This window comes from Acinetobacter sp. YH12145, assembly GCF_013418335.1.
Taxonomy (GTDB): domain Bacteria; phylum Pseudomonadota; class Gammaproteobacteria; order Pseudomonadales; family Moraxellaceae; genus Acinetobacter; species Acinetobacter amyesii.
Map to the genome: position 1 here is coordinate 223,867 of NZ_VPCE01000001.1, position 23,446 is coordinate 247,312.

Genomic DNA, 23,446 nt, shown 5'->3' on the forward strand with positions numbered 1-23,446 from the left:
CCGAATAGATCTTTACGCTGGTGAACAATCCAATTCCACAAATGAACTGATGGCAAAACTAAGTTTTTAGGTGGTTTTAGATTGTTGAGGAATACGGGCAATGACCTTAATTTCAAAATCAAAACCCGCCAGCCAATTCACACCAATCGCTGTCCAGTTCGGATAAGGCTTTTGGGTAAATACCTGATTTTTGACTTTCATAATGCTTTCAAATTGCTGTTCAGGATCAGTATGAAAGGTGGTGACATCAACGATATCATCAAAAGTACAACCAGCAGCTGCCAATGTTGCAGCCAGGTTTTCAAAAGCCCGTTCTACCTGTTTCTCAAAATCAGGTTCAGGAGAACCATCCTCACGGCTACCAACCTGACCTGATACAAAGAGTAAATCTTCCGATTTGATGGCAGCCGAGTAACCATGCTGTTCATACAAAGCATGCCGATCTTGGGGAAATATTGCAGTTCTTGTCATGACTATTCTCGCTTAATGTTAAATTTAAAAAAATATTTTTAAAAACGGCATAAGTTTTCACATACGCTTCGTATGTAAACATAATTGACATACGGGCCGTATGTCAATTAAAATTTTGGTAAGGATGAGGTAAGCAAAGCAATGTCTGTTCGTGAACAAAAAATGGCGGCAACCCGCAAGAAACTGATTGAAGTAGCACGTCGTGCATTTGCTGAGTATGGTTATGCAGACACGTCCATGGATAAACTCACGGCAGACGCGGGGCTGACCCGTGGCGCGCTGTACCATCATTTTGGCCACAAACGGGGCTTATTTGCTGCTGTGGTCGATCAAATTGATTCAGAAATGGCTTCATCTGCCCAGCAGCATCTGGAGCAGCCTGAAGATCTTTGGGAAGGGCTGATGCTTGAAGGGCAAGCCTATATTGAAAATGCTTTGAATCCTGAATTTCAGCGTATTGTACTGCGTGATGGGCCAGCTGTATTGGGAGATCCTGCACATTGGCCCAGTCAAAACAAATGTTTGCAGTCTACCCGTGAGTGCGTACAACAGTTATTGGCAGTAGATCGAATTAAAGCAGTAGATCCTGAAGCGGCTGCCGTGTTTTTAAATGGCGCTGCCATGAATGCCGCACTTTGGGTCGCCTCCAGTGAGCATCCTGAACAGGCACTCCCAGAAGCATTACATGCCTTTCAAGTCTTTGCGTCAGGATTGTTAAAAGAAGGATAGAGTGGGGTTGTTGATAATCAATTGTCTGAATATAAAAAACCCCTCAAAAGAGGGGCTTAAAATTGCTTATCTTAATGAATTAAAGATATTCAACTTTAGAAATTTCATACTCAACTTCACCTTGTGGTGTGTTGATTTTTACATCGTCGCCTTCGTTTTTACCCAAAAGACCACGCGCAATTGGTGAATTCACAGAGATTTTGTTGATTTTAAAATCTGCTTCGTCATCACCAACGATTTTATAAGTCTTTTGTTCTTCAGTATCTAAGTTTTCAATGGTCACAGTCACACCGAAAACCACACGGCCATTTTGCTCAAGTGATTTAACATCAATCACTTGGCAAGCACCCAATTTACCTTCGATATCTTGGATACGGCCTTCACAGAAACCTTGTTGCTCACGAGCAGCGTGGTATTCAGCGTTTTCTTTCAAATCCCCATGTTCACGCGCTTCAGCAATTGCTGCAGTAATACGTGGACGATCAACACTTTTAAGTTGCTGTAATTCTTTCTCTAGGGCAATTTTGCCTTCGGGAGTCATAGGATAACGTTGCATTGTTGTCCCTCATGTTTGTAAAAAGAAAAAATCAGTAAAATTTTTACTGACCTAGAAATGAAAAAAAGCCCGCCACCGAGAGGTGGCGGGACTTCTCGGTAACTTAATTAACCTTTAGTAAGGTCTTGTAAGCGGTATACATCCATTGGCAATTTGATTGCTAAAGCTTGGCATACTGCATCAGCACCGTTAAGGGTAGTTGTGTAATACACTTTACCTTGTAATGCAGAGCGGCGGATCGAGAATGAATCTTCTTGAGCCTGTTTGCCTTCAGTTGTATTGATAATGAGGTGAACTTCGCCATTTTTCAAGCGGTCTACGATATTAGGACGGCCTTCAGTCACTTTGTTCACACGTTCACATTCAATACCAGCATCTTTAATCACATCATAAGTACCGCCAGTAGCGATCACTTTAAAACCAAGATCTGTCAACTGTTTCGCAATACCAACAGCACGAGGCTTGTCAGAATGACGAACAGATAAGAATGCATGTTTTACTTCGCCTTCCGTTGGTAGGCCTGGTAAACGGTCATTAGAGCCTAACACAGCTTTATAGAACGCTTCACCAAATGTTTTACCTACACCCATCACTTCGCCTGTAGATTTCATCTCAGGGCCAAGAATTGGGTCAACACCAGGGAATTTGTTGAATGGGAACACAGCTTCTTTTACAGAGAAGTGTTCAGGAATAATCTCTGTAGTGAATCCTTGAGATTCTAGAGATTGACCAGCCATACAACGCGCAGCAACTTTCGCTAAAGATTCACCAATGCACTTAGATACGAATGGAACAGTACGTGATGCACGTGGGTTCACTTCTAGAATGTATACGTCAGTGCCTTTAACAGCAAACTGTACGTTCATTAAACCAATTACGCCAAGCTCTTTCGCCATAGCGATGGTTTGACGGCGCATTTCGTCCTGAACTTCTTTAGATAAAGAGTAAGGAGGAATAGAACATGCTGAGTCACCTGAGTGAATACCAGCTTGTTCGATGTGCTGCATGATACCGCCGATCACAACGTCTTTACCGTCAGATACGCAGTCCACGTCAACTTCAATCGCATCATCTAGGAAGTGGTCAAGAAGTACAGGTGCTTCGTTCGATGCTTGAACCGCATCACGTAAGTAACGTTTCAATTCTTCGTCGTTGTACACGATTTCCATCGCACGACCACCAAGCACGTAAGATGGACGTACCACAAGTGGGTAGCCAACTTTAGCTGCTTCAGCCATACCTTCTTCAGCAGATTTTACAATGCTGTTGTTTGGTTGACGAAGTTGTAGACGTTGAATCATTTGTTGGAAACGTTCACGGTCTTCTGCACGGTCAATCGCATCAGGTGATGTACCGATAATTGGCGCACCAGCTTCTTCTAAAGCACGAGCCAATTTAAGCGGAGTTTGACCACCGTACTGAACGATAATGCCTTTAGGCTTCTCGATACGTACGATTTCAAGTACATCTTCCAAAGTGATTGGTTCGAAGTACAAACGATCTGATGTGTCGTAATCCGTAGAAACCGTTTCAGGGTTACAGTTCACCATGATAGTTTCATAGCCGTCTTCACGCATTGCAAGGGCAGCGTGTACACAGCAGTAATCGAATTCGATACCTTGACCAATACGGTTAGGACCGCCACCGATGACCATGATCTTGTCGCGAGTAGACGGATTCGCTTCACATTCTTCATCGTAAGTTGAGTACATGTAAGCTGTGTCAGATTCAAACTCTGCAGCACATGTATCTACACGTTTGTAAACTGGAGTTACACCCAAGTTCCAACGGTGTTTACGGAATTGTTTTTGTGAAATACCCATCAATTTCGCAATACGAAGGTCAGATAAACCTTTGCGTTTGAACGAACGGATGTTGTCAGCGTTTAAGTCACCAAAACCTAAAGATTTGATTTTCTCTTCAGTTTTGATGATGTCTTCGATTTGGATTAAGAACCAACGGTCAATATTCGTCGCAGCGAACACTTCATCTAACGTGAAACCATGACGGAATGCATCGCCAACGTACCAAATACGCTCAGGACCAGGCACTTTAAGTTCTTGAAGGATTTTCTCTTTCGCACCTTCAGTACCCACTTCGATTTTTTCATCAAAGCCAGCAGCACCCACTTCAAGACCACGAAGCGCTTTTTGTACTGACTCTTGGAAGTTACGGCCAATTGCCATGACTTCACCCACAGATTTCATCTGAGTCGTCAAAGTTGCGTCAGCTTGTGGGAATTTCTCGAAGTTGAAACGAGGAATCTTAGTCACAACATAGTCAATCGCTGGTTCGAATGATGCAGGAGTTGTACCGCCAGTGATGTCATTTTTCAATTCATCAAGGGTATAACCGACTGCCAATTTCGCTGCAATTTTTGCAATTGGGAAACCGGTTGCTTTAGATGCCAAAGCAGATGAACGAGAAACACGAGGGTTCATCTCGATCACAACCATACGGCCATCTTTCGGGTTAATACCGAACTGAACGTTCGAACCACCCGTTTCTACACCAATTTCACGAAGTACTGCTAAAGAGGCATTACGTAAAAGTTGGAATTCTTTGTCTGTTAATGTTTGTGCAGGGGCAACAGTGATTGAGTCACCTGTGTGCACGCCCATTGGGTCAAAGTTTTCAATGGTACATACAATGATACAGTTGTCGTTTTTGTCACGAACAACTTCCATTTCGTACTCTTTCCAACCAATCAATGATTCATCAATTAAAAGTTGGTGAGTAGGAGAAAGGTCGAAACCGCGTTCACAGATCTCGATAAATTCTTCTTTGTTGTATGCGATACCACCGCCTGAACCACCCATCGTAAATGATGGACGGATAATCACAGGGAAACCGAAGCGTGCTTGAATTTCTAACGCTTCTTCCATTGATTCAGCGATGTCAGCTTTTGGACATTCAAGACCAATTTTACGCATTGCTTGGTCGAAGAGTTTACGGTCTTCGGCTTTTTCAATTGCTTCTTTAGTCGCACCGATCAATTCAACATTGTATTTTTCTAAAATGCCGTGCTCATCAAGGGCGAGGGCACAGTTCAATGCAGTTTGACCACCCATTGTTGGAAGAACTGCATCTGGGCGTTCTTTCTCAATGATCGCTGCAACAGTTTGCCACGTAATCGGTTCGATATACGTTGCATCTGCCATTGCAGGGTCAGTCATAATCGTTGCAGGGTTAGAGTTAACAAGAATAACTCGGTAACCTTCTTCACGAAGCGCTTTACACGCTTGCGCGCCTGAATAGTCAAACTCACACGCCTGACCAATCACAATCGGACCAGCACCAATAATTAAGATGCTTTTAATGTCTGTACGTTTAGCCATGATGCTTCCTTAATTACTTCTTAGATGCTTCGATAAGTTCGATGAAATGATCGAACAGTGGTGCGCAGTCATGTGGACCAGGGCTTGCTTCTGGGTGACCTTGGAAACTGAACGCAGGTTTGTCTGTACGATGAATCCCTTGAAGGGTTTGGTCGAACAGCGATTTGTGCGTAGCTTTCAAGTTTGCAGGAAGAGTTTCTGCATCCACTGCGAAGCCGTGGTTTTGAGAAGTAATCATCACTGTACCATTTTCTAAGTTTTGTACAGGATGGTTAGCACCGTGGTGACCGTGAGGCATTTTCACAGTTTTTGCACCTGAAGCAAGTGCAAGAATTTGGTGACCCAAGCAAATACCAAATACTGGTACATTGCGAGCATCTTCTACAATTGTTTTTACAGCTTCAATTGCATAATCACATGCAGCTGGATCGCCGGGGCCGTTCGATAAGAACACGCCATCTGGATTCAATGCAAGTACGTCAGCAGCAGGAGTTTGCGCAGGCACGACAGTCAATTTACAACCGCGGTCTGCGAGCATACGTAAGATGTTGGTTTTGACACCGTAGTCGTATGCTACAACATGGAATTTAAGTTCTGGTTGAGCGAAACCTTTACCAAGCGCCCAAGAGCCTTCAGTCCACTCGAAACCGGTCGGATCACAGCATTCTTTTGCAAGGTCTAAACCATTAAGACCACCAAAAGCACGTGCTTTAGCTAACGCTTCTTCTTCAGTCGCGTTTTCACCAGCAAGGATACAACCGTTTTGCGCACCTTTTGATCGCAGAATACGCGTTAATTTACGAGTATCAATATCTGCGATAGCAACAACATTGTGTTGTTTAAGGTAATCACTTAGTGATTGCTCAGCACGGAAGTTGCTATGCAATAAAGGTAGGTCACGAATGATCAATCCGTTGGCCCATACTTTATGAATTCGACCTGACTCAGCGTCTTCATCATTACAACCTGTGTTACCGATATGTGGGTAAGTTAGGGTCACAAGTTGTTGTGCATAACTTGGGTCAGTCAAAATTTCTTGATAGCCAGTCATGGCAGTGTTGAAAACGACTTCACCAGTCGTACTACCCGATGCGCCAATTGAAGTACCTTTAAAAATAGTACCATCGGCAAGGGCTAAAATTGCTGGGGTGCTCAAACCAAAGCTCCTGAAATTTAGGCTGTAAAAAAGCGAGAAGACGAAAAAAAAGGAAGGCTGCTTAAAAACCTACCCTCCTTACATCTGCTCGCTTGAACTTAACACGGCATTATACGCAGAAAGCCACTGAAAGTCCATTGTAAATATTAGGAATAAAGCAGATAAAGCGCTTGCATTTTAGAATAAAGTTTGGTTTTGCAAAATCGTAGAAAAATGTAAGCAATTAATTATTGTCAGACAAATCATAAATTAAAATTTATCAATAAGCGCTATTGTGGTTCGGTCAGCAAAAACTATAGGTACAAAGTCATGGCAACACAACAAAAACAAACAGCGGCTAAATCCTCCCTGAAAGAAGTCGTTATCGAAGGTGCTGAAAAGCTTGAACAAGTTGCAAAAGAAGCGAGTGTCCAAGCCACAGAAGCGGTCACTGAAAGCAAAGAAAAGATCGGAGCAGAGGCAAAGCAGTTGAATGCCAGTGTGCAAGATCAATTGCGTCAGTTGAAGCAAGATGTGTTGAATAAACTTGATCAGCTAAAAGTTCAATTTGGTTCATCGCAAAAAGATTTTAGTGAACTCAAAGAATTTGTGAAAACTGAGTTTAATACGGTTATTGATGATCTTTCAAAACTTGGAAAAGAGCTGAAAGAAGATGTGACCCAAATTTTAGGAAAACACAAAGATCATCTAACAGAAACATTTAAGCGTTCTAAGGAACATACTTTAGAAGCGTGGAAAAAAGTTTCACCACTGAAAGCTGATGTTACGGATCAAACCACAGATCTTAAAAGTTAATTGTGAATGACATGAATTTTAAAACGCTTAAGTTAAATCTAGTCATTCCAAGGAGCTGGATTGGGTGAGAGCGAATTAAACATCAAGTTAGCACTATGCATAAGGGAGTCATTAATGGCTCCCTTATTGTGAATGGTACATTTAAGTCCAAAGCAGTTATTTAAAAATAGACAGGCAATAAAAAAGCAAAAGATCGTACTTTTGCTTTTTATCGAAGATCAAAACATTAAAAATTTAGAACTGATGTAGCCAATCACGTTTGTTGTGAAAGTCAGCATTTGGACTACTATGCTGCATGGCATAGTACTGTTCACCTTGAGAGGTTTTCAGTACTGCAGTTAGACCAATATAGAGATCTTCCCATTTAAGTTTGTACTTCAGCATAAATTCTGTCAGATCAAGACTGACATTTAAGCCATAGTGCGTCCGTTTCAACTGATTCAGTTCAATATCGTAAGCAGCTTGTGGCGGCATATCTTCTGGATAGCGATATTCTTCAAACTGGTAAACCTGCCAAGCTTGTGAAGGGGAGAGGTTGATTTCACGATAAAAGTCTTCATTGCGTACACCAATAAAAACTTCTAAGCAGGTCTGTTCCCACAAAAAATCGATTCGTGGGTGAGCTGATACCAATTCTGGCCATTGAATCAGTTGGTTTGGGTCTCGAATCCAATAACCCACATTTAAAGTATATGGGCTTTGTTGTTCGATAGCACCAACGACTGATACAGCCTGAAAGCGACGATCAAAAGCGCTGAGTTCGAAACTTGCCATAAATGCTTAGTTAGACAGGTGTGCGTAGCGAACAAGGTTAGACAGTTTTGCATTTTGTTTTGCCGCTTTGCGGTAAATCAAAGCAATCTTACCAATCGTTTGAACAACTTCAGAACCTGAAACAGTCGCAATTTCAGTAATCATTGCAGCACGAGCTTCACGGTCTTCTGCCACAACTTTCACTTTAATTAACTCATGGTCGTTTAACGCACGGTTTAATTCTTCAACAACGCTTTCTGATAAGCCTTTGTCCGCAACCATTACAACTGGGTTTAGGGTGTGACCAATTTGACGTAAGCGTTTACGTTCTTGAATAGATAAAGCCGCCATAAATATAACCTAATTTTAAAAACGACCTAGTATAGCAAAATCAAAGTTGAAGCGCTGTATTTAATCGGCATTTTCTCGATGAAGATTATTGAAAAAAACATGATTTAAGATGCTTTTTAGATACACATGTCTACTGCAAAAGTGCTGAATTTCACGTACAATCAAGACTGAGAAGTTTTTTTTATTTAGAGAGTTATGGCTACCCGCATTACTAACCAGAAATTATCCAAAAGTAGTCGTGACTGGATGCGCGAGCATCTTGATGACCCCTTTGTGAAAAAAGCACAAAAGGAAGGATATCGTGCGCGTGCCGCTTATAAATTGCTTGAAATTCAAGAAAAATACAAATTGATCAAGCCAGGCATGACCGTTGTCGACTTAGGTGCTGCACCAGGTAGTTGGTCGCAAATTGCCGGTAAACTTGTTGGCGACAAAGGTTTGGTGATTGCTTCTGATATTTTACCAATGGATGCTTTACCCGATGTGACCTTCTTGCAAGGTGACTTTCGTGAACAAGAAGTGTTCGATGAATTGTTAAAAATTTTAGATGGACGTACTGTAGACGTTGTAATTTCAGATATGGCCCCCAATACATCAGGTAATAAGGCTGTAGATCAACCGCGTCAGATCTATCTTTGTGAATTAGCAATCGACTTTGCTCAAAAGGTTCTTGGACCAAATGGACAATTTGTTGTTAAAGTGTTCCAAGGTGTTGGATTTGATGAATACCGTAAGCAAGTTGTAGACACATTTGATGTGCTGAAAACAGCAAAACCGGCGGCTTCACGTGCTCGATCTAAAGAAGTGTTTTTAATCGGGCAGGGACGTAAGAAAGCTTTCAAGTAAAGTTTACTTGCCAACTCGTTAAAAATTGTGCATTTTGTACGTTTTTAAATTATTGCGAAGCTACTCTGCAGCGTAAGTATTAGAGTCACCCATGTAAATGGGATTGAACGAATTAGATAGAAATGGGAATAAAGCTTTGAGCGATCTTTTTAAGAATGCCGTGTTGTGGCTGGTTATCCTAGGCGTGCTGGTTTTAATCTTCAGCAACGTCAGTGACCGCAATCAACCGACCGCGATGAACTATTCTGAGTTCGTGGCAGCCGTAAATGCGGGTCAGATTAAACAAGTCACCATTGATGGCGAAAGAATTCGTGGCGAAAAATCAAACGGTTCAGAGTTTGAAAGTATCCGTCCTGCGGTTCAAGATCCTGAACTTATGCCGAACCTGATCAAGAACAATGTTGTTGTTGAAGGTACAGCGCCACAGCGTCAAAGTATTTTGATGCAACTTCTGATTGCAAGTTTCCCTGTTCTTTTAATCATTCTGTTATTCATGTTCTTTATGCGCAACATGGGTGGTGGAGCTGGTGGTAAGAATGGCCCAATGAGTTTTGGTAAGTCAAAAGCAAAAATGCTGTCTGAAGACCAAATCAAAGTGACATTTACTGATGTTGCGGGCTGTGATGAAGCTAAACAAGAAGTTGTTGAAATCGTTGACTTCCTAAAAGATCCATCTAAGTTCAAACGACTTGGTGCAAGCATTCCGAAAGGTGTGCTTATGGTTGGTCCTCCGGGTACAGGTAAAACTTTACTTGCTAAAGCGATTGCGGGTGAAGCGAAAGTACCGTTCTTTAGTATTTCGGGTTCTGACTTTGTTGAAATGTTCGTGGGTGTGGGTGCGTCTCGTGTCCGTGACATGTTTGAACAAGCAAAGCGTCATGCACCATGTATCATTTTCATCGATGAGATCGATGCCGTAGGTCGTCACCGTGGTTCAGGTACAGGTGGTGGTAATGATGAGCGTGAGCAAACATTAAACCAAATGTTGGTTGAAATGGATGGTTTTGAAGGCAACGAAGGTATTATCGTCATTGCTGCAACAAACCGTGCTGACGTATTGGATAAAGCTTTACTTCGTCCAGGTCGTTTTGACCGTCAAGTGATGGTATCTCTACCTGATATTAAAGGTCGTGAGCAAATCCTGAATGTACATTTGAAAAAATTACCTTCTGTGACTGGTGTAGATGTCAAAGTCTTAGCACGTGGTACACCGGGCTTCTCGGGTGCACAGTTGGCTAACCTTGTAAACGAAGCGGCACTGTTTGCTGCACGTCGTAACAAGAACACGGTCGATATGCATGACTTTGAAGATGCAAAAGATAAGCTTTACATGGGTCCTGAACGTAAATCGATGGTGATTCGTGAAGAAGAACGTCGTGCGACGGCTTATCATGAAGCAGGTCATGCGATTGTTGCTGAAATATTGCCGGGTACAGACCCTGTGCATAAAGTGACAATTATGCCGCGTGGTTGGGCATTGGGTGTGACTTGGCAGTTGCCTGAACATGACCAAACCAGCCATTACAAAGACAAAATGTTGAATGAACTTTCAATTTTGTTTGGTGGTCGTATTGCAGAAGAAGTCTTCATTAACCAAATGTCGACTGGTGCTTCAAATGACTTTGAACGTGCAACGAAAATGGCACGAGCAATGGTTACTAAATACGGTATGTCCGATAAAATGGGCGTCATGGTTTACGAAGATGATTCACAGCAGTCATTCATGGGTGGTTTAGGAAGTCGTGTGATTTCTGAAGCAACTCAGCTTGAAGTTGACCGTGAAGTTCGCCGTATTTTAGATGAACAATATAAAGTTGCTCGCGATATTCTTGAAAATAACAAAGATATTGCACATGCCATGGTGAAAGCATTGCTTGAATGGGAAACCATTGATCGTGATCAAATCCGTGACATTATGGAAGGTCGTGAACCTCAACCACCAAAAGTGTACATCGCTGAAAATCCAGTGATTGATGTCACACCAACGGATGGTCCAGATGTTCCACCACCATTACCGTCATTGCCAAAAGCATAAAATTTTAAAACCACCTTCGGGTGGTTTTTTTATATGAAAATAAATGCATGTGAACGAAATGCTGAGCAAACTTAGCGTTAAAATAAGCGCAGCAAAATCTGGGATGTGTAATATGAAGTTGGTGTCTTTGCCTAATAAAATTTTAAACTGTGGTAATTTGCAATTAGATTTGTCAGAGCCACATGTGATGGGGATTTTAAATGTCACACCGGACTCTTTTAGTGATGGTGGCAAACATAATGGTAAAGACCAAGCTATAGCACATGCCTTACAAATGATAGTGGATGGCGCGACAGTGATTGATGTCGGTGGTGAGTCAACACGTCCGGGTGCATCTGTTGTTGAGGTTGAAGAAGAAATTCGACAGGTCGTACCCGTCGTTGAAGCATTATCCAAACACAATGTGGTGATTTCTATCGATACCTCGCAACCTGAGGTGATTGAGGCAGCGGTTCAAGCAGGTGCGCATATCTGGAATGATGTACGTGCATTAACTCGGCCGAATGCCTTAGAAACCGCTGCAAAACTGGATATTCCAGTGATCATTATGCATATGCGTGGAGAACCCACCACGATGAATAATCTAGATCAGTATCAAGATGTCGTTGCTGACGTCATCGATGAATTAAAGCAACGTGTGCAAGATGCATTGGACGCAGGCGTCCGTGCAGAAAATATTATGATTGATCCGGGTTTTGGTTTTGCTAAAAATGCGCAGCAAAACTTAAAGCTTTTACAGCAATTCTATCAATTGAATAACATGGGCTATCCGATCCTGTCTGCATTATCACGTAAGCGTTTTATCGGTGAAGCACTTGGCGGTGCAGATGCACAAAATCGCGCTGTAGGCTCGGTTGCAGCGCATTTACTCAGCATTCAACAAGGTGCATGTATGGTTCGCGCACATGATGTCAAAGCGACGGTAAATGCGATTCGTGTTTGGCAAGCCATGCAGAATGCAGTGTGATTTGAAAATACTGAATCCCAATAAATTTGGTGAATTGTAGTATTTGTGTTATATAAGCGCCCTGAATGTTTTGTGATAGAGTTTCGTATGTTTGCAGATTTACTGCTACCCATGTTTGATGATGAATATTACCCAGATGTGTTGGTTGCAGAGGTGAAGTTATTGGTTGTTCAATTTGCGAAGAAAATCGCAAAAGCAGATTTAAGTTCAACTGATATCTACCATTTTGCCAATGAAACGGTTGCACAGCTCAATAAGATGAAACCTCAATTTGAAGATTTAGATTCGTCTTTGGATGATACGGCTGCAGATTATATTGCAGAAGCCATGATGATGGTGTTGCAAGACGAAGGCCATATGGATATTGAAATGGAAGAGTTAGTTGCTAACCGAGAATGGTAATTGAACTTTAAAAAAAGCCCTGTAGTGACAGGGCTTTTTTGTGTCTAGGGATTTAAAAAATTATTTAGCTTTGTCTATAAAATCTTTAAACGATGATTTGATCGATGCTGATAGTTTCTGTTCTTCTTGCATGGCTTGTAAGTGTAGGGCGTAGAAATACGTTTGATGCTCTTTTTGTTTTAAGGATTGTTGATAAGACCAAAATGCCAGTTGGCGAAGCTTTTGTAGTTTTACTCGTTCAATGGCACTGCTATCACGTTTATAAAACAATTCAGTAAATACACATAAAAAAAGACTGAAAAAAAGTCCACAGAGACTGATGAGGTTTAATACATCTGTTTGTAGATATTTAAAGTTAGTAGCGGGGATAAGTGTGAATCCCCCAAGGAGATACAGCTGTATTTGCAGACGTTGAACTGCAAACTTACTGCTAAAACGTGCTTGATAATGTGCATACCAAACATAGCAATAGATCAAAGGAAGAATAATCAATACACCAAGATTGAACGCCATTTTGGCGGCGTGAATTGAAAGTGCCGTTGAAAGTATATGCCCAAGTGCGGCGCTGCCAAGTGAGATAAAAAGTATCAGGCAAAAGCTAAAGATTAAAACGGGTGCAGTGGGCGTTAGATTGATAATTTTGAAATGCGCAAACAGCAGCCGTTGATAAAAGGCATCGGGATGCTTAAGTTGTAGTGTAGGGAGATCAAAATCTGAAGATATTGGCATTGAATAATAATAGATTTATAAATTTTAGGCATAAAAAAACCAGCAAATTGCTGGATCTTTTATTGCACCAATCTTAGAAGTATAAGAATGGTGCCCGAGGCCAGACTCGAACTGGCACGCTTTGTGGGCGGGGGATTTTAAATCCCCTGTGTCTACCGATTTCACCACTCGGGCATGTGCGCAATAATAGAGGACGAAATGGACCTTGGCAAGTGTATTTGATGGTGTTTGTTTTAAAATCAATCAATTCATGCATATAAGTTGAAAATATTCAAAAATATTGATGTATTGAATGACTTTTTGAGCAGTAATTGAAAGTTTTTTGCACTATATCAATGCTAACTTATTTCATTAGCTCATCAAGATAATGTTCAACATTTTGGTGCTTTAGCTTTTTACACAGCTGATTTTCCTGGTGCAGCATTTGTATGTGTAAATTTTGGAAATGGGTAAAGCGCTCAGATAACTGTTTATGATTTGCTTGATTTGGATTACTGAGTGTCAAACGTAATTTTGCTTTAAGCATTTGTTTATACGACCAATAAGCAATACGACGTGTCTCTTGCAGAAAATAGTATTCTTGGGTGTTACTTCCACCTTTGAATAGATTTTCTTTATAAAAACGCACAAAGCCGAAACTCATGGCGAAAAAGAACAATACAGATTGAACAAAGGTACTTTGTAAAAAGGCGATATTGAGTAATTGTAATAAAATCACGATCGCAAGTCTAAACGGCGTATTCTTCAAACTTTGATACAGTGATATTGAACTGTGCTTGATTTGCTTAATGACTAAGGGCACAACTAGCATGAAAAACAGCATAATACTCAGTACAGCAATACCATGAGCTCGAAACTCACTCATATCAGGAAAATACAGTTGCACTGCATGACCAATACTCATGCTTAAAGAAATAAAAATCATCGCCGCCAAAACCCAAGGAATAAGTTCTTTAAGTTCGTCTAAAATGCCTTGAGTTTTCAATTGGCTATAAAATAAATAATTATGTTTAAAGGCTGCTGGATATTGCTGTTTCAGTTGTTGAAGGTAAAGAGCAGCCTGTTTCTTTTGAGCCATATTGTGACGTTAGTATTAAAGCGTGAAAGTAATATAGTTGATTTCAATATTTTTGACAGAATTTTTTTTCTAAATCATGTTGTATATCTGAACATTATAAGAGAAAACGCAATTTCTATAGCGAAGGTCGCAGTTTTCATGCTGCTTTTATGCGAAAATACATAATTATTGAATATTAAGTTTTTATAGGCAGTTTATGACTGATCATTCTCCTGAAACATTAAGCGATATCGAAATTCTAGACATTCTTCAGTCGATGAAATCAGATGTTTTAAATACTGAAGCAAATGAAGTGATTCGTAGTGGGGGGAAAGCTGGTCGTCAAGAAGCACATAAACAAGCTTTGGTGAAATTAAATCAAGCATTTGAAGATAAATTTGTTGAAGCTGTGACTTTGGCTTTAGGCTTAAATGAAGGCCAAAGTAAAAAAATTCGCTATAAGAAAGACCGTATCCGTATTTTGAAAGTTCGTGGTATCGATTATTTAGCGATTGATGGTGCTGAAACTGCACAAGTATTGTCACAAGTTGCACAAGCAATTGTACGTGAAGACGCAACGGTGACTCATGACCTGCATAATATTTTCCCATTTTGGAAAGAAGGCTGGCCAATGGTGCAATTCGACAATGTCTATAAAATTTTAGAAGATGACATTCGTATTCATTATGAAGCAGTTCTAGAAGCATTAATTTCAAAGCATTAATCACTACAAATGAACCTGTGAGTGTAAAACACTTGCCAGTTTCGTAATGTTAAGCATAAAAAAAGCACCTGATGGTGCTTTTTTATGCTTAAAAATTTTAAGTTAAGCTCGAATAAAACGGAAACATTCCAAAGATTAGACCCGCTGCTAACATGACAAAACACGTGATTACAGCCCAGATAATGGTAAATTTCTGATGTTGTCCAAACTCGATACCCGCAAGTCCACAGAGTAAATAGGTCGAAGGGACAAGTGGAGAGAGTAGGTGTACAGGTTGCCCTACGATGGAGGCACGTGCCATTTCTACAGGTGCAATTCCATAATGAGCTGCTGCATCTGAAAGAATTGGCAAAACCCCAAAATAGAAAGCATCATTCGACATAAAGAAAGTCATCGGCATACTGATGACAGCGGTAATCGGTGCTAAATAGGGACCCATACTTTCAGGGATAATTGCCACAAGTTGTTTGGACATGGCGTCTACCATGCCTGTTCCAGCTAAAATTCCGGTAAAAATACCTGCAGCAAAAATAATACCGACCACGTTTAAAGCACTACCTGCATGATGTGCGATTAGCTTTTTCTGCAAGTCGACATTTTTGTAGTTGACGACTAGCGCAATACATAAAGCCACCATGAATAAAATAGGCATAGGTAAAATACTAAAAACCAGACAAATCATCAGAACGACGGTTAACAGTGCATTAAACCAACGTAGATCTGCGCGGTTGGCTTCTGGATTATCGGAGATTTGAATGTTTTCACCATGGCTGATATCCAATTGGACAATTCCTAGACGCTTTCTTTCCATGCGACCATACATCGTTCCTAAGAAGTACAACCAGCCGATGGCAAATAACATCGGTAAAACCATCGGAACAAATACATCACTTGGGTCGACATGAAGCGCGCTGGCGGCGCGGGCAGTAGGCCCACCCCAAGGTGTAAGATTCATAATTCCACTAGAGAGCATAATCAAACATGCCATAATCAATGGGCTCATACCTAAGCGCTTATAGAGTGGCAGCATGGCCGCAACACAGATCATATAGGTTGTAGAACCATCTCCATCCAAAGAGACAATTAACGTCAGGCTAATGGTTCCAAGGACAACTTTTAAGGGATCACCTTTGACCATTTTTAAAATAAATTTCACCGAAGGGTCGAACAAACCTGTATCAATCATGATGGCAAAATACAGAATCGCAAAAAGCAGCATGATGCCAGTCGGTGCAAGTTTTTTTACACCTTCAATCATCATGTCGCCAATTTCATTTATTTGTATGTGTGACAAGCTGTCAAAATAAAAACCAAGTAACCACGCAATCAAGGCAAAAAGTAGGGGAATTAAAGTCAGTGCGACAAGTGGGCTTAAGCGTTTCGACATGATCAAATACATAAAGCACAAGATCATGCCCAAACCGAGTACGGTTAACATGGTTCATTCCTTTGAAATATAAAGCTGTTTTTAAATCCAAGGGCAGAGCATAAAGAGAAATTTCATCAGTCAAAACAAAGGTTAGAAAATGTGAAATACATCACTATTTTGATGAAAAATAGTCATTAATAATGAAGGTATTAGGGAAGCGGGATTTTTTGATTTATTTTAATTTTTATTCAAAAAAAGTGGTCTGTTTACATATATTCAACATCTGTAGAGAACTGTAAGTGCGTGTAGATCCAGTTTGATCACAATAAGTGCGCTTAAGCAAAAATAGACAGTAGCGTCCGAATCGGCCAACTAAAAAATCGGAACCAAAAAATTAAGGGATTATAAAAGAACAGACCAAAACGCATGGTTTCGTCATATTGTTGTCGACCGCGTTCATAAGGATAAGGCGTTAAAAACCAAGCAGTGACGATCAGTGCAACACCGAGCAATAGAAATAAAGGTTGTGGATGAGCTTTGAAAAAATAATAGATCAGATAAGCCCCAGTATAAAAACTAAAGCAAGTCAAAATCGCTTTAAGTGAAAAAGACATCTTCGTATTCCATCGTATTTATATTTTATTATTTTAGAAAAAAGAAGAATCGAATTAATCCGATTCTTCTGGTGTATCAAGTTCAGTTTCAGTCTGTTGTAAGCGGGTCACTAATAATTGGTCAATTTTAAAGTGGTCTACATCAACAACTTCAAATTTGTAGCCATGATAAGTAACAAAGTCAGCTGGACGTGGAATTTTACGCAGTTTAAACATCATAAAGCCCGCAAGGGTTTCATAGTTTTCTTCATCGGGCATTTCATCTAAAGCGAGGGCATGCTTTAAATCTTCAATTGGTGTACTGCCATCGATAAGCCAAGAATCTGCATCACGTTTAATAATTTGTTGTTCTGCTTCAATCGGTGTTACCCAGTCGCCCATCACGGTAATCATAATGTCGGAGAGGGTAATAACGCCGACAACCAACGCGTATTCGTTAATTACTACGGCAAATTTTTCTTTGGTTGAACGAAAGCGATCGAGTAATTCAGACAGTGTTAATGTATCTGGAATCGTGAGGACATTACGAATAGTATTTTCATTGAGCTGTAGAAGTGACTGATTGTTGAGGATACGAACCAAAATATCTTTGGCATCCACATAGCCAATCACGTCATCAATATTTTCACTACAGACCAAAAACTTCGAATATGGAAATTCAGCGAGTTTTTGACGAATACTGGCTTCTGATTCTTTTAGGGTAAAGTACACCACGTTTTCACGTGTAGTCATACTTGAAGGGACGTTACGTTCTTCCAGCTCAAATACGTTTTCAATAAAGTGGTGTTCTTGCTTTTGAAGTACACCAGCTTGAGCACCGGCATCCATCACGGCTGAAATGTCGTCAAAGGTAATATTGTCATCACGTGTTGTGTTCACTTTGAATAAACGAAACAACAAATTGGCAATGGCATTAATCACCCAAGCCATTGGCTTACACACCTTAATAAAGATTTGAATTGGATCTACAACGGCAACGGCAATTTTTTCAGGTGCGATCATCGCCAAACGTTTTGGCATCAAATCAGCAAATAGAATGAATAAGGAGGTGACTAAAGTAAACGACAGGGTGAATCCAATGGTTTCAGTCCACGGGCCCTGATAAAAACGAGTGACTAAGGTTATGAAATAAGGACGAAATGCACCTTCACCCAAAATACCACCAAGAATTGCCACGGCATTTAAGCCAATTTGCGATGCAGCGAAAAAGTCTGCTGAGTTGGCTTGTAAGTCAAGCACACGTTGTGCACGTGAATCTCCAGATTCAGCCAAAATTTTAAGTTTTACTTTTCGTGCCCCCGCAAGGGCAATTTCTGTTAGTGAAAGAAAACCCGCACCGACGATCAGGAGAATAATAATGACAATATTTTGGAAAAGGCTCACGAATACACCTGTTTGTGATTCATTCTATTTTTCTGTATTTCTAACACAAAAATGGGCAAGGTAGTAGTCTTAACTACTACCTATATAGTGACAGTATACGTTTGAATTAATAAGGAATTAAAGAATTAATTACTGATACTGTGAAAACTGAGAGTTATTCATTAAGTATTCGCGGTTTTCTTCTTCAATCATTTGACGTGCAACATACAAGATAAGTTGACGTAACCAGCGATGAGCAGGGTGATGATGAAGTAATGGACACCAAGCCATTTTTAATTCAAATTCAGGAATATAGAATGGTGGATCACGAAGTAACAGGTTTTGACTTTTGGCTTGAAGTCGAGCAATACGGCTTGGCAGAGTTGCAACCAAGTCAACATTCGATGCCAATAAGCCCGGCATTTGATAATGACGGGTGAAAACTGAAATTTTACGTTTTTGGCCAATACGTTCTAAGGCTTGATCAATCCAACCTAGACCCGCTTGTTTTTCTGGGTTGACACCAAAACCGACACCCATACCTGTTTTAGACACCCAAATGTGTTGTGCATCTAAATAGCTTTTAAGGTTTAAATTATTTGCAGCAGGGTGCTTGGCATTTAAAAGGCATGAAAAACTGTCACGCCAGACCAAAACTTGGTGGAAACTTTGCGGAATTTCATTAAAGCGGTTAATCGCCAAGTCGACTTTACCTTGTTCCATATCTCGATAAGACACATCACTAGGCGTTAAAAAATCGAGAACCACATTGGGTGCTTCTGAGCGCAAAGCTTTTACTAGGCGCGGCACCAGTGTTGCTTCAGCATAATCTGAAGTCATGATGCGGAAAACACGATTTGAAGTGTAAGGTCGGAACTCGGTACGGGGTTCCAAAATCATCGAAAGGTCAGAAAGTGCGTCACGGATACGTGGCTGTAATTCAAGCGCACGTTCTGTAGGTGTCATACCTTCTGAAGAACGAATAAGAAGTGGGTCATTAAATAAGTTGCGTAGACGACGTAAAATATTACTCATCGCAGGCTGAGTTACACCCAGTTGCTCGGCAGCACGAGTCACATTTTTTTCACGAAGAAGTACATCAAGATAAATTAATAGATTGAGATCGACCCGCTCCAGATTCATAAAATAAATACCGACAATAAAATCATGAAATTTATCTGATTATGCCATAACTACTAAGGCTTGTGTAAAAAATGGATGAAAAAATGACGTGTACTTTTGTACTAAAATTCAGCAGTTTTAAGACAAATTTGCTGAAGTCGTAGCACATACTTCTTAAATACTTATTACCTGTTTAGACCGATATTTTTAAAGTGAATGAAATAAAAATACGGAGCAATTTGTTTATGTGATGCGATGTTCATAAAACAAAAAAATTAGATGAAATATCTCATTTGCATGATCATTTGAAGACAGAATAACCAAGTATTTAGCTCGGTAAATTTGGGCAAAAATGGCGTAAAAAATGCTGTTTTTTTTAAAAGTGAATGCTCAGTCGACTTAAGTCTAATGAAGAATAATTCATCAAGATGTTTGAAAAATAGACAAAAAAATTAGCAAAATATATTAATAAAATTATTTAAATACAAATACTTATAAATATTGGTTAATTATTATAATACGACTTTAATCTACATATTTTTTAAATAAATACTGAAAATTAATGCAGAATATTGGATTAATTTTTTTAGTCAATCTACTCTGTGTCTATCGCAACGAAGTGTTCTAAATCTGAACAATCATTCGAGGGTATGATTTTAGCCTTACGTTGCAGAAAAATCCTAATATTATTACAGGAACATATCATGTCTACATACTTAACAGCGATTGATGCAATCCGTGAATTAAAAGCAAAATTCGGAAGCACTTGGCGCGATATTAGCCCAGAAGATGCTGCACGTATGCAAATGCAAAACCGTTTCAAAACTGGTTTAGACATTGCGAAATATACAGCTGCAATTATGCGTCGTGATATGGCTGCTTATGATGCTGATTCTAGCAAATACACTCAATCATTAGGTTGCTGGCACGGTTTTATCGCACAACAAAAAATGATTGCGAACAAAAAATACTTCGGTACAACTGAACGTCGTTATATCTACCTTTCTGGTTGGATGGTTGCAGCTCTTCGTTCAGAATTCGGTCCACTTCCTGACCAATCTATGCACGAAAAAACTTCAGTTCCTGCATTGATCGAAGAAATCTACACTTTCCTTCGCCAAGCTGATGCGAAAGAATTAAACGACTTATTCCGTGCGCTTAAAAAAGCAAACGAAGCAGGTGATACTGCTAAAGCTGCAGAAATCACTGCTCAAATCGACAACTTCCAAACTCACGTTGTGCCAATTATTGCGGACATCGACGCTGGTTTCGGTAACGAAGAAGCGACTTACTTACTAGCTAAGAAAATGATCGAAGCGGGTGCTTGTGCACTACAAATCGAAAACCAAGTATCTGACGCTAAACAATGTGGTCACCAAGCTGGTAAAGTTACAGTTCCACACGAAGACTTCATCGCGAAAATCCACGCTCTTCGCTATGCATTCTTAGAAATGGGTCTTGATGACGGTATCATCGTTGCTCGTACTGACTCTGAAGGCGCTGACTTGACTCAAAAAATCCCAGTGGTTAAAGAGCCAGGCGACATCGCTTCTCAATACATCAGCTACTTAGACACAACTGAAATTGACATTTCAGAAGCTCAAGAAGACGAAATCCTAATCAAGCGTAACGGGAAACTTCACCGTCCAAAACGTCTTGCTTCTGGCTTGTACCAGTTCCGTCCAGACACGCAAATCGACCGCGTTGTACTTGACTGTGTATCTAGCCTTCAAAATGGTGCTGACCTTCTTTGGATCGAAACTGCGACTCCAAACGTTGAAGAAATTGCTCACATGGTTAACCGTGTACGTGAAGTTGTTCCAAATGCGAAACTTGTTTATAACAACTCTCCATCATTCAACTGGACATTAAACTTCCGTCAACAAGCGTACGATCGTTGGGTTGCTGAAGGTAAAGATGTATCTGCATACGACCGCGCTAAATTAATGAGCGCTGAGTACGATAACTCTGAATTAGCTGCTGAAGCTGACGAAAAAGTTCGTACATTCCAAGCAGATGCTTCTCGTGAAGCGGGTGTGTTCCATCACTTAATTACACTTCCGACTTACCACACAGCTGCACTTTCTACACATGAACTTGCTCAAGGTTACTTCGGTTCTGAAGGTATGTTGGCTTATGTTGCAGGCGTACAACGTAAAGAAATCCGTGGCGGTATTGCATGTGTGAAACACCAAGCAATGGCGGGTTCTGACATCGGTGACGACCACAAAGAAATCTTCGCTGGTGACAACGCGCTTAAAGCGGGTGACGATGCGAAAAACACAATGAACCAATTCGCTGCTCACTAAGCATTGAACTGATTCGAAAAAAAGCCCAGCGAAAGCTGGGTTTTTTTATGGCTTTAAAATCTTCTTAAATCCATTTATTGAAGTGTGTCGATATAAAAAAGCAGGGCATAACCCTGCAAATATAATGAGACACCCTTTATTTAAGGCAAAAGGATAATTAACCAAGTAAAAAAAATAATTGCTAAAGCGACAAATTGAGCTGCACTTCCCATATCTTTGGCAATTTTAGAAAGTGGATGCTTGTCTAGAGATACCCGGTCGACCACGGCTTCAATAGCAGAATTGAATAACTCAACAATTAAGGCAAATAAACACACCACTACCATAAGGGCATGTTCAACACGACTCACATCGAGTAAGCAACTGGTGGGAATAAGCACAATATTCATCCAGACAATTTGTCGAAATGCAGCTTCATTTTGATAAGCAGCTTTGAATCCGTCGAGGGAATATTGCGTTGCATTAAAAATTCGTTTAAGTCCAGATTTACCTTTAAACGGGGAAATTTCACTCATAGCACTGTACAGACGTATAGATTTAAAAACTGGCGAAAATATAGCATGCCAAGCTTAAAGTTTTCTTGCATTCAGTTTTTATTTTATTGAGCATTAAAGTTTAGGATGATTTACATAAGCCTGTATTAAGTTAGTGCTATGTTTATCCAGTATTAGACTTAAAATTTGCCTGAATTTCAGGCAAAATACAGGCGTTTAAAATTTTTAATTTTGAAGCCTTTGCTTCATTGCATGAAATAATAAAAGTGATATAGGTCAACAATGAAAAACTTTAGTTTTGCTGTGCTTGCAGCAACACTTTTAACCAGCCAGTTTGTCAGTGCAGAGCCGGCATTTATTCAAACGGAAATCAAAACGAATGTGACTCAGCCCGTGGGATTTTATTCTTTCCAAGTGGGTGCGTATAAAGTCATTGCTTTAAAAGATGGGACACTCGAATTAAGTCCTGATTTGTTTAAACAAAACTTAACTCCAGAAGAAGTCAGTGCCTTATTTCAAAAGCTTGCGGTTGATCAGAGCAAAGGCATACAAACCAGTGTCAATGCCTACCTGATTGATGATGGACAAGGCGGCATCAGTCTTGTTGATAGTGGTGCAGCCAGTTGTTTTGGTCCGAACTTAGGTTCTATTGCACAAAATATTGAAGCAGCTGGCTATAAGCTTAATCGTGTACGCAGTGTATTCTTAACCCATTTACATCCAGATCATGCATGTGGCATTGCGAAACAAGGCAAGGCCGTGTTTCCAAATGCAACGGTTTACGTCAATGAACAAGAAAGTCAGTATTGGTTAAGTGAAAACACCGTTGACACTTTAGCTGCCGAAAAACGTGACGGTTATTTAGCAACTGTTGCAAAAATTAAAGCTGCGATTGCGCCTTATCAGACCATGCGGAGTTTTAAGACTTTTAGCGTTGGTTCTGTGATTAATGGATTAGAAGTACTACCGAGTGTTGGGCATACACCAGGGCATTATTCTTTTATCTTAAAGTCGCAAGCTAAAAGTTTTGCTATCCTCGGTGATGTGGTTCATTCGTATCATTTACAGTTTGAACAACCCAAATTATCTGTCGATTTTGATGTCGATCCGGTCAAAGCCAGTGAAACTCGTTTAGCAATTTTTAAACGTTTTGCTCAAGAGCAAACCTTCGTTGCATTTGCACATTTACCATTTCCGGGTATTGGTAAAATTAGTGAAATGAATGATGGTCAGTTCCGTTGGAACCCGCTAAATTTAGCTCCGACAG

General features: G+C 40.3%; 22 protein-coding genes and 1 tRNA gene. 9 read left to right on the top strand and 14 right to left on the bottom strand.

Annotation, left to right across the window (positions count from 1 at the left end; translation table 11 throughout):
- Positions 1 to 66 precede the first annotated feature (66 nt).
- Positions 67 to 471 (bottom strand): RidA family protein, encoded by a 405-nt coding sequence (locus FTU80_RS01100; RefSeq protein ID WP_078192166.1) that lies wholly within the window; start codon positions 469 to 471, stop codon positions 67 to 69.
- A 141-nt stretch (positions 472 to 612) separates the two neighbouring features.
- On the opposite strand from FTU80_RS01100, the gene FTU80_RS01105 reads away from it, so the two are divergent.
- Positions 613 to 1,200, top strand: a complete 588-nt coding sequence (locus FTU80_RS01105; RefSeq protein WP_180083787.1) for a TetR/AcrR family transcriptional regulator — start codon at positions 613 to 615, stop codon at positions 1,198 to 1,200.
- A gap of 79 nt (positions 1,201 to 1,279) precedes the next feature.
- On the opposite strand, the gene greA is transcribed toward FTU80_RS01105, so the two are convergent.
- From greA to carA, 3 genes are all read right to left on the bottom strand, one after another.
- Positions 1,280 to 1,756, bottom strand: coding sequence for a transcription elongation factor GreA (greA, locus tag FTU80_RS01110; protein WP_078192164.1), 477 nt, complete (start codon positions 1,754 to 1,756; stop codon positions 1,280 to 1,282).
- Positions 1,757 to 1,863: 107 nt separating this feature from the next.
- The gene (gene carB, locus FTU80_RS01115) at positions 1,864 to 5,094 is read right to left on the bottom strand and encodes a carbamoyl-phosphate synthase large subunit (protein ID WP_078192163.1); all 3,231 of its coding nucleotides are present in this window, start codon (positions 5,092 to 5,094) and stop codon (positions 1,864 to 1,866) included.
- A 13-nt stretch (positions 5,095 to 5,107) separates the two neighbouring features.
- A complete protein-coding gene (carA, locus tag FTU80_RS01120) occupies positions 5,108 to 6,250 on the bottom strand; it encodes a glutamine-hydrolyzing carbamoyl-phosphate synthase small subunit (protein ID WP_078192162.1) in 1,143 nt (380 codons plus the stop codon).
- 309 nt (positions 6,251 to 6,559) lie between these two features.
- Here carA and FTU80_RS01125 point away from each other — a divergent pair, with 309 nt between their 5' ends.
- Positions 6,560 to 7,045 (top strand): hypothetical protein, encoded by a 486-nt coding sequence (locus FTU80_RS01125; RefSeq protein WP_180083789.1) that lies wholly within the window; start codon positions 6,560 to 6,562, stop codon positions 7,043 to 7,045.
- A 234-nt stretch (positions 7,046 to 7,279) separates the two neighbouring features.
- Here the strand turns inward: FTU80_RS01125 and FTU80_RS01130 are convergent, their stop codons facing one another.
- Positions 7,280 to 7,819, bottom strand: coding sequence for a DOMON-like domain-containing protein (locus FTU80_RS01130; RefSeq protein ID WP_180083791.1), 540 nt, complete (start codon positions 7,817 to 7,819; stop codon positions 7,280 to 7,282).
- Positions 7,820 to 7,825: 6 nt separating this feature from the next.
- Positions 7,826 to 8,149 (bottom strand): YhbY family RNA-binding protein, encoded by a 324-nt coding sequence (locus tag FTU80_RS01135; protein WP_078191340.1) that lies wholly within the window; start codon positions 8,147 to 8,149, stop codon positions 7,826 to 7,828.
- Positions 8,150 to 8,344: 195 nt separating this feature from the next.
- On the opposite strand from FTU80_RS01135, the gene rlmE reads away from it, so the two are divergent.
- From rlmE to FTU80_RS01155, 4 genes are all read left to right on the top strand, one after another.
- The gene (gene rlmE / locus FTU80_RS01140) at positions 8,345 to 8,995 is read left to right on the top strand and encodes a 23S rRNA (uridine(2552)-2'-O)-methyltransferase RlmE (RefSeq protein ID WP_078192159.1); all 651 of its coding nucleotides are present in this window, start codon (positions 8,345 to 8,347) and stop codon (positions 8,993 to 8,995) included.
- 136 nt (positions 8,996 to 9,131) lie between these two features.
- Positions 9,132 to 11,030, top strand: a complete 1,899-nt coding sequence (gene ftsH, locus FTU80_RS01145) for an ATP-dependent zinc metalloprotease FtsH (RefSeq protein WP_078191443.1) — start codon at positions 9,132 to 9,134, stop codon at positions 11,028 to 11,030.
- A gap of 112 nt (positions 11,031 to 11,142) precedes the next feature.
- Entirely contained in the window at positions 11,143 to 11,997 is an 855-nt protein-coding gene (gene folP, locus FTU80_RS01150) for a dihydropteroate synthase (RefSeq protein WP_218948985.1), read from the top strand.
- Positions 11,998 to 12,084: 87 nt separating this feature from the next.
- Positions 12,085 to 12,399, top strand: coding sequence for a DUF5713 family protein (locus tag FTU80_RS01155; protein ID WP_078191338.1), 315 nt, complete (start codon positions 12,085 to 12,087; stop codon positions 12,397 to 12,399).
- Positions 12,400 to 12,459: 60 nt separating this feature from the next.
- Here FTU80_RS01155 and FTU80_RS01160 read toward each other — a convergent pair whose 3' ends face one another.
- The 3 genes from FTU80_RS01160 to FTU80_RS01170 form a co-directional block, all read right to left on the bottom strand.
- Positions 12,460 to 13,128 carry a hypothetical protein gene (locus FTU80_RS01160; protein WP_180083793.1) on the bottom strand — a complete coding sequence of 223 codons (669 nt, stop codon included), beginning with the start codon at positions 13,126 to 13,128 and terminating at the stop codon, positions 12,460 to 12,462.
- Between the two features lie 88 nt (positions 13,129 to 13,216).
- Positions 13,217 to 13,302: transfer RNA gene (locus FTU80_RS01165), tRNA-Leu, on the bottom strand.
- Between the two features lie 169 nt (positions 13,303 to 13,471).
- Entirely contained in the window at positions 13,472 to 14,206 is a 735-nt protein-coding gene (locus tag FTU80_RS01170; RefSeq protein ID WP_180083795.1) for a hypothetical protein, read from the bottom strand.
- A 196-nt stretch (positions 14,207 to 14,402) separates the two neighbouring features.
- Here FTU80_RS01170 and FTU80_RS01175 point away from each other — a divergent pair, with 196 nt between their 5' ends.
- Positions 14,403 to 14,909, top strand: coding sequence for a hypothetical protein (locus FTU80_RS01175; protein WP_078191335.1), 507 nt, complete (start codon positions 14,403 to 14,405; stop codon positions 14,907 to 14,909).
- A 97-nt stretch (positions 14,910 to 15,006) separates the two neighbouring features.
- Here FTU80_RS01175 and FTU80_RS01180 read toward each other — a convergent pair whose 3' ends face one another.
- From FTU80_RS01180 to FTU80_RS01195, 4 genes are all read right to left on the bottom strand, one after another.
- A complete protein-coding gene (locus FTU80_RS01180) occupies positions 15,007 to 16,347 on the bottom strand; it encodes a CitMHS family transporter (protein ID WP_180083796.1) in 1,341 nt (446 codons plus the stop codon).
- A 266-nt stretch (positions 16,348 to 16,613) separates the two neighbouring features.
- Positions 16,614 to 16,892, bottom strand: a complete 279-nt coding sequence (locus FTU80_RS01185) for a hypothetical protein (protein WP_078191333.1) — start codon at positions 16,890 to 16,892, stop codon at positions 16,614 to 16,616.
- A gap of 54 nt (positions 16,893 to 16,946) precedes the next feature.
- Positions 16,947 to 18,275 (bottom strand): hemolysin family protein, encoded by a 1,329-nt coding sequence (locus tag FTU80_RS01190; protein ID WP_180076756.1) that lies wholly within the window; start codon positions 18,273 to 18,275, stop codon positions 16,947 to 16,949.
- A 129-nt stretch (positions 18,276 to 18,404) separates the two neighbouring features.
- A complete protein-coding gene (locus FTU80_RS01195) occupies positions 18,405 to 19,397 on the bottom strand; it encodes a LysR family transcriptional regulator (protein WP_078191331.1) in 993 nt (330 codons plus the stop codon).
- A 683-nt stretch (positions 19,398 to 20,080) separates the two neighbouring features.
- Here FTU80_RS01195 and FTU80_RS01200 point away from each other — a divergent pair.
- Positions 20,081 to 21,685, top strand: coding sequence for an isocitrate lyase (locus tag FTU80_RS01200; RefSeq protein WP_078192152.1), 1,605 nt, complete (start codon positions 20,081 to 20,083; stop codon positions 21,683 to 21,685).
- A 140-nt stretch (positions 21,686 to 21,825) separates the two neighbouring features.
- Here FTU80_RS01200 and FTU80_RS01205 read toward each other — a convergent pair whose 3' ends face one another.
- A complete protein-coding gene (locus tag FTU80_RS01205; protein ID WP_180083798.1) occupies positions 21,826 to 22,200 on the bottom strand; it encodes a diacylglycerol kinase in 375 nt (124 codons plus the stop codon).
- A 261-nt stretch (positions 22,201 to 22,461) separates the two neighbouring features.
- Between FTU80_RS01205 and FTU80_RS01210 the strand changes: the two genes are divergently transcribed.
- The coding region (locus FTU80_RS01210; RefSeq protein WP_180083799.1) for an MBL fold metallo-hydrolase at positions 22,462 to 23,446 on the top strand (985 nt) is incomplete at its 3' end.